Origin of the sequence: Pseudomonas sp. DWP3-1-3b3 (assembly GCF_049896305.1) — a bacterium.
GTDB lineage: Bacteria > Pseudomonadota > Gammaproteobacteria > Pseudomonadales > Pseudomonadaceae > Aquipseudomonas > Aquipseudomonas azotoformans_A.
Genome location: NZ_JAFCUA010000003.1, coordinates 182,385 through 195,346, shown reverse-complemented (window position 1 = coordinate 195,346; position 12,962 = coordinate 182,385). Strand labels below are relative to the sequence as shown.

Sequence of the window (12,962 nt, the reverse complement as noted above, 5' to 3'; positions counted from 1 at the left end):
GCGCCTACACTTTTGCCGTGATCCTGCTGTAATCAGTGCAGTGCCCAGAAGGGCGCTGAAGTAAATCTGCAGGGAGCATCACTGATTTACGGATCCGGTAGAGCGATCTATCAAGGACGGGTTACATGTCTTTGTTCAAGCGTTCAATCACAGAGGGGTTAGGCACGTTTTGGTTGGTGTTGGGCGGTTGCGGGAGTGCGGTGCTGGCCGCAGCGTTCCCCGCAGTCGGGATCGGATTGTTGGGCGTGTCCCTGGCATTCGGGCTCACGGTGCTGACCATGGCGTTCGCCATCGGGCATATCAGCGGTTGTCACCTCAACCCGGCCGTGTCGGTGGGGCTGGTGGTAGGCGGACGGTTCCCGGCCCGGGAACTGCCGGCGTACATCGTGGCGCAGGTGGTCGGCGGTACGATCGCCGCTGCGCTGCTGTATTTCATTGCCAGCGGCAAACCGGGATTCGAACTGGCGTCGGGCCTGGCGGCCAACGGCTATGGCGAGCATTCGCCCGGCGGGTATTCGATGGCGGCAGGGTTTGTCAGTGAGCTGGTGATGACCGCCATGTTCGTGGTAATCATCCTCGGCGCCACCGACCGCCGCGCCCCGCCGGGCCTCGCGCCCATCGCCATCGGCCTGGCGCTGACACTCATCCACCTGATCTCCATTCCCGTGACCAACACCTCGGTCAACCCGGCCCGCAGTACCGGCCCGGCCCTGATCGTCGGCGGGTGGGCGATCCAGCAGTTGTGGATGTTCTGGCTCGCGCCGATTCTTGGTGCGGTGATGGGTGGGGTTACCTATCGATGGCTTGGCAAGGAGGCGCCGGGCTGAGGCAAGCTGGGTTCAGCCCTGCCGATAAGGCAGGGCTGCCCTCGCCTCCTGCGCATACGCCATAATCCCCACCCGCTCGCGCTCCAGAAAATCCTCCACCGCACTCTTCAAGCCCGGATGGCGCAGGTAGTGCCATGACCGGGTAATCACCGGCTCAAACCCACGGATCAACTTGTGCTCGCCCTGTGCCCCCGCATCGAAACGTTGCAGGCCATGAGCGATGGCGTAATCCATACCCTGGTAAAAACAGGTCTCGAAATGCAGGCGGTCGAACTCTGCCAGGCAACCCCAGTAGCGGCCGTAGAAGCTGTCGCCGCCGATCAGGCTGAAGGCCATGGCCACCGGGCGTGTGCCTTGTTTGGCCAGGACCACGCGAATCGCCTCGGGCATGCGCTCGGCCAACAGGCTGAAGAACGCGCGGGTCAGGTAGGGTGATTGGCGGCGGATCGCGTAGGTGTTGGCGTAGCAGGCGTAGACAAAATCCCACTGGGCTTCGCTCAGTTCATGGCCTTGCAGCCACTCGAAGTCGATGCCCTGCCCTGCCACTTGCTCGCGCTCTTTGCGCATCTGTTTGCGCTTGCGTGAACTCAAGGCATCAAGAAAATCCTGGAAATCGCGGTAACCCCGGTTCTGCCAGTGAAACTGACAGCCCAGGCGCTGCAGCCAGCCCGGCTGCCCGGCCAGCGCCTCGTCGGCCAATTCGTCGGTGAAGTTTATGTGGGCACTCGAGAGCCCTTCAATTTCCAAATAACCCGGCAGGCTTTTCAGCAGTTCGAAACCCTCCTCCGCACTCGCCGCCAACAGGCGCGGCCCGCTGACCGGGCTGAACGGCACGGCGGTCAGCAACTTAGGGTAATACTCAATGCCTGCCCGCTCGCAGGCGTCCGCCCAACCGTGATCAAACACGTACTCGCCGTAGGAATGCCACTTGCGGTAACTGGGCAGTGCCGCCACCAGCCGATCACCTTCCCAATGCAGCAAATGCTCCGGTTGCCAGCCCGATTGCGGGCCCAGGCTGGCGCTGTCTTCCAATGCGCTCAGGAAGGCGTGCCGCACGAACGGCTGGGCCTGTGGCACCAGCGCATCCCAGGCTTGCGGGGCTATCTCGGACAGGCTGTCCAGGCGTTGCAACGGCATCGGCATCCTCACTACTTCAGGGCGTGAAAGCCTGGCGAGTATCGCTGATTGCCGGCCTCGGCACACCCCCGTTTCGCGTGACAAGGCTCTAAACCAATAGTTCCGAACATGAAAAATTTGTCATCTAGATGACATCACTTCGCCACTGCTCCGTCATAAACGATCGTGATACTGACGCCTGTTTTTAGAGCGCCTGGTTCTAGCAGGTGGTTATTTTTCCGTCCGTCATCGGTCGGTTGTGTCCTGGATGGTTTGCCATCCCTCCTCACTTTCGGAGATTGATATGCGTCTTGCTTCCACTAAAACTGCGGCGGTCCTGTGCGGCGGCCTGTTACTGGCCCTGAGCGTTCCGGCCAGCGCTGCAGTCGACGCTAAATTGCTCGACATGCTCAAGGCCAACGGCCAGATCACCAATGCTCAGTACAGCGAACTGCAAGCTGAACTGGCACGGGACCAGAAAGAGCAGCAGATCGCACGGCAAGCTCAACAAGAGACCAACGAACAGATCGCGGCCACCGCGAAGAAAACCAATGAGCTGAGCAGCTTCGACCAGAAGCTGGCCTGGGCGGCCAAGACTCAACTCAAGGGTGACGTGCGCTTCCGCCACGAAACCATCAAGATCGACGGCACCCCCAACAACGGCGGCAAAGACAAGGATCGTGAGCGCATCCGTGCTCGTCTGGGCGCCTACACCGAGATCAACTCACAGGTCGACACTGGCATCCGTATCGCCACCGGCAGCAGCGACGACGCCCGCTCCACCAACCAGGACCTGGACGGCTACTTCAACAAGAAGTCGATCTGGCTGGACCTTGGCTACATCGACTACCACCCGACTCAAATCAAGAACCTGCACGTGATCGGCGGCAAAATGCTGCAACCGTGGGTCAGCATGGGCGACGTGATCTGGGATAGCGATATCAACCCAGAAGGCCTGGCCGTCACCTACAAATACCCACTGGGCAGCAGCGCCGAGCTGTTCGGCAGCCTGGGTAACTACAACCTCAAGGACAACGTCAACGGCGACGGCGTGCAATTTCGCAACGACCTGCGCATGACGGCAGGCCAGTTGGGTTCGCGCTTCTCGCTGACCGATAACCTGAAACTGACCGTGGGCGGCAGCGTCTACGCGTTCCAGAACGATGAAGACAGCCGTTGCCCGACCGCTGGCTCCTTCCAATGCCTGACCCCGGCCGAAACCATCGCGAACACCACCGCCGGCAATGCCAGCGAGTACCGTTTGTATGAAGGCTTCAGCCAAATCGACATCGGTGGCCTGGCTGTTCCGCTGTCGTTCTATGGCCAGTACGTGCAAAACACCAAAGCCACAGACAAAGATCAGGACACTGCCTGGTTGCTCGGTGCCAAGTCCAAGGTCTTTGGCTTCAACCTGGACTACAACTACCGCGACGTACAACGTTACGCAGTGGTCGGCGCGCTCACCGACTCGGACTTCGCCGGCGGCTTCACCGGTGCACGCGGCCACAAGTTCAAGGTCGGTTACGACATCGACAAGAACTTCGCGGTCGGCGCCACTTACTTCCTGACCAAAGCGGACTACGCCAGCGCCCCAGGCTACCGCGATGCGAACGCCAATACCCTGCAGCTGGACGCAGAAGCCAAGTTCTAAATCTAAGTGTTATAAGCCTTGGGCCAGGACGGCCCGAGGTCGCTGCAACAGTCTTGCGTGGGTGGATCGGTCCCCATCATCCGTCCGATCCATCCACGCGAGCCTGCTTATTCCCCGCCTTTGTGATCCTTGAGTCGTTCTTCAGCCAACCGCTGCGCCAAGGCCTCCACACCCTCTACCGGCTCATCCGGCATTATCTTCAGCGTCGCCTGCATCAGGCGCATCTGGCGGATAAACCGGCGGCAGTTCGGGCAGAACATCAAGTGATGACGCACCAGCAGACGCTCGCGAAAGGTCAATTGCCCATCGAGATAGTCACTGGAACGTGCCACTTGTTCTTTACAGGTCAACATTCGCCCGTTTCCTCAAAATGCTCCACCGTGGCGAAGACTTTAAGCCGTGCTCGATGCAACAGCACACGGACATTGGAGAGCGACAGCGTCAGAAGATTACAGATCTCTTCCAACTCCAAGCCCTGGCGCTCACGCAGCACCAGCACGCTGCTCTGCAACTCAGACAAACTCAGCAACGTATGCTCCAGGCATTTACGCAGTTCATCCTCGGTCAGCAGGGCTTCCGGAGTGTCCTGGTGCCAGGCGTAGGGGGCGACGGCCCAGTGGCCATCGTCGGGGGAGAAACGGTCATCGCCAATCGTGCCATGGGGCGAAGGCAGGTCGTCGAGCAACACTTCGCGACGATTCTGCTTATAGCGCCCCTTGGCGGCGTTGGCGGTGATGGTCAGCAGCCAAGTCTTGAGGCTGGAACGCCCTTCGAACTTGGCCAGGTTGCGCACCACCGACAGCCAGGCGTCTTGCACGACTTCGTCGGCGTGACGCTGGCCGACAATGGCATAAGCCACCGCCCGCATGGCGCTCTGGTAGGTGGTGACCAATTCCTTGTAGGCCCGCTGCTCACCCTTGAGCAGGCGTTCAAGCAGGTGCGCGTCGTCCGCTGCTGCCATTCAAGACCTCGACTGTCTTAGCGTTTGCGCAGGATCACGCTGCCGATCGAATAGCCCGCGCCAAACGAGCTGAGTACCGCCACGGAGCCCTTGGTCAAATCATCCTGGTATTTGTGGAATGCAATGACAGAGCCCGCCGAGCTGGTATTGGCGTAAGTATCGAGGATCACCGGCGCTTCTTCCACCGAGGCTTCGCGGCCCAGCAGTTTCTTCACGATCAGGTGGTTCATGCTCAGGTTGGCCTGATGCAGCCAGAAGCGCTTCACATCGGCCACGTTCAGCTGGTTTTCTTGCAAATGCACGCCGATCAGCTCGGCCACCATCGGGCACACATCGCGGAATACCTTGCGGCCTTCCTGCACGAACAGCTTGTCGGGCGCGCCGATGCCTTCTTCCGCCGTGCGGTTGAGAAAGCCGAAGTTGTTGCGGATGTTATTCGAGAACTTGGTCAGCAGCTTGGTGCTCACCACGTCGAACTGGTGCTCGGAGGTCGCCAGGTCGGCGCGCTCCAGGACCACGGCAGTGGCCGCGTCGCCAAAGATGAAGTGGCTGTCACGGTCGCGGAAATTCAGGTGGCCGGTGCAGACTTCCGGGTTGACCATCAGAATCGCCCGCGCCTGGCCCAGTTGGATGCTGTTGGCGGCGTTCTGGATGCCGAAGGTGGCCGAGGAACACGCCACGTTCATGTCAAAACCAAACCCCTCGATGCCCAGAGCTTCCTGGACTTCAATGGCGATGGCCGGGTAGGCGCGCTGCAGGTTCGAACAGGCGACAATGACACCGTCGATGTCAGCGGCGGTCTTACCGGCGCGTTGCAGGGCTTGTTCGGCAGCACCGATGGCCATCTGGCAGAGCACCGACCACTCGTCGTTGCTGCGCTCGGGCAGGCGTGGAGCCATGCGCTGCGGGTCGAGGATGCCGTCCTTGTCCATCACGAAACGGCTCTTGATACCCGAGGCTTTTTCGATGAAGGCTGCACTGGATTCAGTCAGCGCCTGCACTTCACCGCGCTCGATGGCGGCAGCGTTATCGCTGTTGAACTGTTGCACGTAAGCATTGAAAGACTGCACCAGCTCTTCGTTGGAGATGCTGTTGGCCGGGGTGTACAGGCCAGTGCCGCTGATGACGACGTTATGCACGGTCGTTCCTCTAAATCTGTCAGGCAGAAGATATTGGTACCGTCGTACCAAACTATAAGTAGTTCGATCCCGCCCAGCGGACATCAAACTGGCATCGCTTTATTCCTTCGCGTCGTGGCTGCAACTGTCAACCTGTAACGACGATTCCGGCATTTATAGGCGCGAAGTTTGCCACAACCCTCGGAATTTGGCGCTATCTGCGGACAACACCGTTTTCCCTTGGAATGCATTCGAATGTGGGAGCGGGCTTGCCCGCGAAAGCGGTGTATCAGCCAAAGCTGTATTGATTGATGTATCGCCTTCGCGGGCAAGCCCGCTCCCACAGGGGATTTGTGTTGGGTCTCAGGGCTCTACCTGGCTCCATTGCTTGCTCAAGCGCTTGTCGGAAATCGGTACTTTGGTGCCCAGTTGCTGGCCGAACAACGACACGCGATATTCCTCCAGCCACCAGCGATAGAGCTCCAGCTGAGGGTCGCGCTTGCCTTCCTGGGCATGTTTTTTCAGACGGTTTTCGTACTGCGCCCACAAACCGGCCAGTTCGCCGCTCCACACCCGATCCTTTTGCACCTGGCTTGGCAGTTTCTCCAGGCGCAACTCGATGGCCTTGAGGTAACGCGGCAATTCCTTGAACCACTGCGCCGGGGTTTCCCGCACAAAACCCGGGTACACCAAGTTGCTCAGCTGCTGCTTGACGTCGTTCAGGGCCACGGCCTGGGCCAGGTCGATCTTGCCTTTGAAACGTTTCTGCAGGCCGTGCCACAGTTTCAGCACATCGAGGGTCAAGCACGCCAGGCGCTCGGCGTGTTCGGTCCAACTGCCGCGCTTGCGCTCGGCCAAGGCGGCAAGGGCAGCACCATCGCGCGGCAGGCTGGCTTCGCCTTCGAGTACGCAGGTGTCGAGGCTGGCCAGCAGGATGTCTTCCACCAGCGCATCGATGCGCCCCAACTCGCGGTACATCAGGCCCAGCTCGGTGAGGCCCGGCAATTTGCCACGCAGGAATTTCGCCGGTTCCGCCAGTTGTTGCATCAGCAGGCGCTGCAAGGCGCGGCGATGCTGGAACTCCGCCTCGGCAGCCGTGGAGAAGCGTCCTTCCTTGACCGTACCGTTTTCTTCCACCAACGCCGGATACACCGTCATCGACAGCCCGGCGATCTTCTGTTGGGTCTTTTCCGCCACCGCGGCAAACACCTTGGCTTCCACCGGCTGTTGGCTTTTCGCGGTTTGCGGCACGGCCAGCGCGGCCTGGCTGGCCTCGGCAAAACGTGCCGTCAGTTCGGCCAGGTCGCGGCCTTCGCCGAGGAACTTGCCTTGGCCATCGACCACCTCCAGGTTCATCTTCAGGTGGCTTTCCACCTGCTGCGCGGCTTCGGCCCAGGCTTCATCGCTGACCCGCGCCCCGGTCATACGCAATAACTCACGGCCCAGCGCCTGAGGCAACGAGCCCTGGCCGAACTCGATGCGTTGCAGCGCGGCCTTGACGAAGTCCGGCACCGGCACGAAGTTCTTGCGCAGCGCCTTGGGCAGGTTGCGCACCAGGGCGATGCACTTGGCTTCGATCACCCCCGGCACCAGCCACTCCAGGCGCTCCGGCGGCAAGGCCGGTAGCAGCGGTGCCGGCACGCGCAGGGTCACACCGTCACGCGGGTGATTGGGTTCGAAGTGGTAACTCAGCGCCAGTTCCAGGTCGCCCAGGTGCAGGGTGTCCGGATAATGCGCGGCGGTGACTTCACTGGCTTCGCGGGCCAGCACGTCTTCTTCGCGCATGATCAGCAGTTGCGGGTCTTTCTGGCTGTTGATTTTGTACCAGCTGTCGAAGGTCGCGGTTTGGTGGATCTCCGCCGGCAGCCGCGCGTCGTAGAAGGCGAACAGGGTTTCTTCGTCCGCCAGGATGTCGCGACGGCGCGCCTTGGCTTCCAGCTCATCGAGTTGCTCCAGCAGTTGCTGGTTGGCCGTGAGGCACTTGGCCCGCGACTGGATCTCGCCACGCACCAGGCCTTCGCGGATAAACAACTCGCGGGACACCACCGGGTCAATCGGCCCGTAATGCACCGGGCGACGCCCGACCACAATCAACCCGAACAGGGTGATCTGCTCAAAGGCCACCACCTGGCCGCGCTTCTTCTCCCAATGGGGTTCGAAGTGATTTTTCTTGATCAAATGCCCGGCCAGCGGTTCGATCCAGTCGGCGTCGATCTTGGCGACCATGCGCGCATACAGCTTGGTGGTTTCCACCAGCTCGGCGGTCATCAGCCATTGCGGGCGCTTCTTGCCGATGCCCGACGACGGGTGGATCCAGAAGCGCCGCTGACGCGCGCCGAGGTAATCGCCGTCTTCGGTTTTCTGGCCGATCTGGCTGAGCAGGCCGGACAGCACCGCCTTGTGCAGTTTCGGGAAATCCGCCGGCTCTTTATTGACGGTCAACTGCATGTCGCGGCAGATCAGGCTCAACTGGCGATGGGAGTCGCGCCACTCGCGCAAGCGCAGGTAGTTGAGGAAGTTCTTGCGGCACCAGTTGCGCAGCGGGCTGGCGGTCAGTTCCTGGCGCTGCTCTTCAAAGCCGCGCCATAGATTGACGAGCCCGGCGAAATCCGAATCCGGATCCTTCCATTGCGCATGCGCCTGGTCGGCAGCCTGCTGACGCTCCGGCGGGCGCTCGCGCGGGTCCTGGATCGACATGGCGCTGGCGACGATCAGTACTTCCTGCAAGCTGCCGAGCTTGGCGGCTTCCAGCAGCATGCGGCCCATGCGCGGGTCCACCGGCAGGCGCGCCAACTGACGGCCCAATGGCGTGAGCTGGCTGTTGCGGTCCACCGCCGAGAGTTCTTGCAGCAAGTTGAAACCGTCGCTGATGGCCTTGCCGTCCGGCGGCTCGATAAACGGGAAATCGGTGATCTCGCCGAGGCGCAGGTGCAGCATCTGCAGGATCACAGCCGCGAGGTTGGTGCGCAGGATCTCCGGGTCGGTAAATTCCGGACGCCCGATGAAATCCTCTTCGCTGTACAAACGGATGCAGATGCCCGGCTCGACCCGGCCGCAACGGCCTTTACGCTGGTTGGCGCTGGCCTGGGAGATCGCCTCGATCGGCAGGCGCTGCACCTTGGCGCGGTAGCTGTAGCGGCTGATACGCGCGGTGCCGCTGTCGATCACATAACGAATGCCCGGCACCGTCAGCGAGGTTTCCGCGACGTTGGTCGCCAGCACCACGCGCCGGCCGGGATGGGACTGGAAGATCCGCTGCTGTTCGGCCGGCGACAGGCGCGCATACAGCGGCAGGATCTCGGTGTGCTTGAGCTGGGCCTTGCGCAGCATGTCGGCGGCGTCGCGAATCTCGCGCTCGCCGGGCAGGAACACCAGCACATCGCCAGGGCTGCGCCTTTCGCTGCGCTCATAGGCGGCGATTTCATCAAGGGTGGCAAGGATCGCCTGGTCAACGGTCAAGTCGTCCTCGACGCGGTTGCCCTCCTCGTCCTGTTCCAGGGTCAGCGGGCGATACCAGGTGTCCACCGGGAACGTACGTCCCGACACTTCGACAATCGGCGCGTCATCGAAATGCTTGGAAAACCGTTCCAGGTCGATGGTTGCCGAGGTGATGATGACTTTCAGGTCCGGACGACGCGGCAGCAGGGTCTTCAGGTAGCCCAGCAGGAAGTCGATGTTCAGGCTGCGTTCGTGGGCTTCGTCGACGATGATCGTGTCGTAGCGTTCCAGGTAGCGATCGTTCTGGGTTTCCGCCAGCAGGATGCCGTCGGTCATCAGCTTGATCAGGGTATTGGAATCGCTCTGGTCTTCAAAACGCACCTGATAGCCGACCAACGCGCCCAACGGCGTGGCCAACTCCTCGGCCACCCGGCTGGCAACGCTGCGCGCCGCAATCCGGCGTGGCTGGGTGTGACCGATCAGGCCGAACTGGCCGCGACCGATTTCCAGGCAGATCTTCGGCAACTGGGTGGTCTTACCCGAGCCGGTCTCACCGGCGATGATCAGCACCTGGTGCTTGTTCAGCGCCTCTTTGATCTCATCACGCTTGGCCGCAATCGGCAGGCTGTCGTCGTAGCGGATCACCGGCAGGCTGGCACGTCGCGCCGTGACCTGGGCGCAGGACGCCTGCATGCGCGCGACCCACTGCGCCAGCTTTTCCTCGTCGGGCTTCTTGCGTAGCTCAAGCAATTGCCGCCGCAAGCGGTGGCGGTCGGCGAGCATGGCGTGATCGAGGGTCTTGAGCAGTTGGTCGATGGTGGGCGCTTGGTCGGTCATCAGGGTGGCAAAGGTCTTCTGGGTGAGGCAGGGCGCGCCTGCATAACGGTGGACGGAAAAACGAGGGGCGATTGTCGCAGATTTCTACATTTCTGGAGATGTTCAGTCAGTGACGGGACGCGTCGCACCTGCGAGTGAGCACCTTTCTTACAGAAGAAAGTCGCTCACCCGACCACTTTTACAGTGCAAATCCGATGGATTGAGTGGCGTATCCAAGGCCAAATCAATCTGCCAGAAACCCTGGCAGATCGCTGTATCGTTCATGAAACCGGAGCTTTTATGCCTATCGATTCGACAAACAGCCAACCTTATCTACCCAGCTACTCTGCATCCATGCAGGCCCAACCGCGCTCGGCAGCGTCGGAACCACCGCCCAACTATGAGTTCCCGCCCGCCTACACAGAAAAGCCGTCATCCAACGCAGCCCCGCAGAGCGCGTCGACACCGCCCACCAATTTGACGGCCAACCGAATCTCGAATTTCCACACGACCAGCCAGGCAGTACGCGGCATGAATTTCATGAGCGGCCTGTGACGCAATAAGTAGTGGAACCACTCGGCACATTAGAAACAACAGCCCCCCCCAAGCTCATCGCACGAGGTATGTATGCCCATCAACTCCAACAACCACGCGTACAGCGGCAATACCCACAGTTATGCCGACAAATATCAGTCCATCGCACCTGAGAACAACGCATCCCAAGGCTCCTGGCTTAAACCCTCCGGGAGCCAGTCATCCGCGCCACTGCTCGATCAACAACCCACTTCAGCACTGAGCCCAAACAGACAAAAGAAACTCGAAACGCTCAAAAAAAACAAAGACAAGCTGGAAAACCTGCCCGCCACGTTCCCGACACCCGCGCTTCCCGCGTCAAGCTTTCAACCTGCGATCAATTTGACTCAAAAACGCATTGATCAACTTTCGAACCCGCCAAAAACCAGCAACCCGATCGCAAAGTTCAATAACGCCCGCGAAGTCAAACAAACCGATAACGCGCTTAACAAAGAAATGGCATCCCTATACAAACAAGCTCGCGACGTGCAAACCAACGGTACCAATCCCACCGACAAGAACCGAGCGTCCAACGTGACGGATGAACTGACAGTGATGGGCCGAGACCAATCCTGGCTGAAGGATGTCCGCAAGGAAAACCGTAAAGGAAACAGCTGACGCTACCAAGGCTGCCTGGCCTGAGCGGCGCTTTAAGGTTTAGTTAAAAGCGTTTACTGGTTCTCCTCCCACCGACGCCGGTAAGGAAACACATCGATGACCTTGCCGGCGCGAATCGCCTCCTGCAGCCCTTTCCAGTAATCGGCGTTGTACAACTCGCCATGCAGCTCATCGAACAACTTGCGCTGGCCAGCATCCGCAAACAGGAACGGCGGGAACTCCTCGGGGAATACATCCAGCGGTCCAATCGAGTACCAGGGCTCGGAAGCCATTTCATCTTCGGGGGTACGCGGCGCGGGGATGTGGCGAAAGTTGGCCTCGGTGAGAAAGCAGATCTCATCGTAGTCGTAGAACACCACGCGGCCGTGGCGGGTGACGCCGAAGTTCTTCAGCAGCATGTCGCCGGGGAAGATATTCGCGGCCGCCAGTTGCTTGATCGCCAGGCCGTAGTCTTCCAGGGCTTCGCGCACTTGGGCGGGGTTGGCGTTGTCGAGGTAGAGGTTGAGCGGGGTCATGCGTCGCTCGGTCCAGCAGTGGCGGATCAGCACGCTGTCGCCTTCGACTTCGACGGTGCCGGCGGCGACTTCCAGCAGTTCGGCCAGGCATTCGGGCTCGAATTTGCTCAGGGGAAAACGGAAGTCGGCGAACTCCTGGGTGTCAGCCATGCGCCCGACCCGGTCGACGCTTTTGACCAGCCGGTACTTCTCGATCACGGTGGCGCGGTTGACGTTTTTCGACGGTGAAAAGCGGTCCTTGATGATCTTGAACACCGTGTTGAAACCCGGCAGCGTGAACACGCTCATGACCATGCCACGCACGCCGGGAGCCATGATGAATTGATCGTCGGTGGTCGCCAGGTGGTTGATCAAGGCGCGGTAGAACTCTGACTTGCCGTGCTTGTAGAAACCGATCGAGGTATACAGCTCAGCGATGTGTTTGCCCGGCAGGATGCGCTTGAGAAAACCGATGAATTCCGCTGGCACCGGCACATCCACCATGAAGTAGGAGCGGGTGAACGAGAAGATGATCGACACATCGGCTTCGTCGGTGATCAGTGCGTCGATCTGGATGCCTTGCCCTTCACGGTGCAGCAGTGGGATCACCAGTGGCCATTGTTCGTCACGGGTGTAGATACGCCCTACAAGGTAGGCGCCTTTATTGCGGTAGAGCACCGAGGAAAACAGCTCGACCTTGAGGTCCGGGTCCTTGCACACCCAGTCCGGCAGGTTTTCCCGCAGTTGGGTCTCGAGGCGGCGCAGGTCGCCGGCCAGGTCGGCGTAAGGCTCGTTGAAACGGTAGTCGGCAAAGATCGGCGCGAGCATTTCCGGGATTTTCCCGGCAGGCGTGTAGGTACGCGTCTGCGCGGCCCGTGCCCGGCGCAGGCTGGGCCGGGTGGTGTGGATGAACATGCAGCCGTCGCTGATCAGGTCGTGGCTGAACAGACCGCAGAAGATCGAGTTGTACCAGGTCTCGGACAGCTCATCGTCGAAACGCAGGTCGATCAGGCCGATGTAGGCGCTTTTCACCACGGGCCACTGGTCGACATCGAGTAATGCGCCGTCATCAAAGCTGCTGCGCAAACGCGCAATCACTTCGCCGACCTTTTCTTCATAGAGGTTGATGCGCGCCGCCGACGCTGCCTGCCCCTGCTGCCACTGGGCCTTTTCAAAACGCTCGCGGGCGCCATCGGTGATCTGGCGGAAGTGCTCACGGTAATCGTCGAAGCCATCGAGGATCATCCGGGCGACAGCGAGGGCGGATTGCGACATGCGGGAAACCTCTACGGGCATCTGGAAGCCCTGAGCTTAGCCAGTGTACGAGAACAGGAGAAGGGTCATTTCTTG

Annotated in this window: 9 protein-coding genes; 3 read left to right on the top strand and 6 right to left on the bottom strand. The window is 60.5% G+C overall.

Features of this window, described 5'->3' with window-relative positions:
• The first annotated feature begins 125 nt into the window (after positions 1-125).
• A complete protein-coding gene (gene aqpZ, locus ACP7BX_RS10870) occupies positions 126-827 on the top strand; it encodes an aquaporin Z (RefSeq protein WP_033900610.1) in 702 nt (233 codons plus the stop codon).
• A gap of 12 nt (positions 828-839) precedes the next feature.
• On the opposite strand, the gene ACP7BX_RS10865 is transcribed toward aqpZ, so the two are convergent.
• On the bottom strand, positions 840-1,964 hold the full coding sequence (locus ACP7BX_RS10865; RefSeq protein WP_426126833.1) for a GNAT family N-acetyltransferase: 1,125 nt from the start codon (positions 1,962-1,964) through the stop codon (positions 840-842).
• Positions 1,965-2,247: 283 nt separating this feature from the next.
• Between ACP7BX_RS10865 and ACP7BX_RS10860 the strand changes: the two genes are divergently transcribed.
• Complete coding sequence (locus ACP7BX_RS10860; protein ID WP_033900606.1) at positions 2,248-3,594, top strand: putative porin; 1,347 nt, start codon at positions 2,248-2,250, stop codon at positions 3,592-3,594.
• Positions 3,595-3,701: 107 nt separating this feature from the next.
• Here ACP7BX_RS10860 and ACP7BX_RS10855 read toward each other — a convergent pair whose 3' ends face one another.
• The 4 genes from ACP7BX_RS10855 to hrpA all read right to left on the bottom strand — a co-directional run bounded on the left by ACP7BX_RS10855 (position 3,702) and on the right by hrpA (position 9,948).
• Complete coding sequence (locus ACP7BX_RS10855; protein WP_177074120.1) at positions 3,702-3,947, bottom strand: anti-sigma factor family protein; 246 nt, start codon at positions 3,945-3,947, stop codon at positions 3,702-3,704.
• Entirely contained in the window at positions 3,941-4,555 is a 615-nt protein-coding gene (locus ACP7BX_RS10850) for an RNA polymerase sigma factor (RefSeq protein WP_016979344.1), read from the bottom strand. The genes ACP7BX_RS10855 and ACP7BX_RS10850 overlap by 7 nt, the downstream gene beginning before the upstream one ends.
• Before the next feature lie 17 nt (positions 4,556-4,572).
• Positions 4,573-5,694 carry a beta-ketoacyl-ACP synthase III gene (locus ACP7BX_RS10845; RefSeq protein WP_426126405.1) on the bottom strand — a complete coding sequence of 374 codons (1,122 nt, stop codon included), beginning with the start codon at positions 5,692-5,694 and terminating at the stop codon, positions 4,573-4,575.
• A gap of 342 nt (positions 5,695-6,036) precedes the next feature.
• Complete coding sequence (gene hrpA, locus ACP7BX_RS10840) at positions 6,037-9,948, bottom strand: ATP-dependent RNA helicase HrpA (RefSeq protein WP_426126403.1); 3,912 nt, start codon at positions 9,946-9,948, stop codon at positions 6,037-6,039.
• 606 nt (positions 9,949-10,554) lie between these two features.
• Here hrpA and ACP7BX_RS10835 point away from each other — a divergent pair.
• Positions 10,555-11,118: a hypothetical protein gene (locus ACP7BX_RS10835; protein WP_426126401.1), complete on the top strand. Its 564-nt coding sequence runs from the start codon at positions 10,555-10,557 to the stop codon at positions 11,116-11,118.
• Positions 11,119-11,171: 53 nt separating this feature from the next.
• Here the strand turns inward: ACP7BX_RS10835 and aceK are convergent, their stop codons facing one another.
• On the bottom strand, positions 11,172-12,887 hold the full coding sequence (gene aceK, locus ACP7BX_RS10830; protein ID WP_426126399.1) for a bifunctional isocitrate dehydrogenase kinase/phosphatase: 1,716 nt from the start codon (positions 12,885-12,887) through the stop codon (positions 11,172-11,174).
• Positions 12,888-12,962 lie beyond the last annotated feature (75 nt).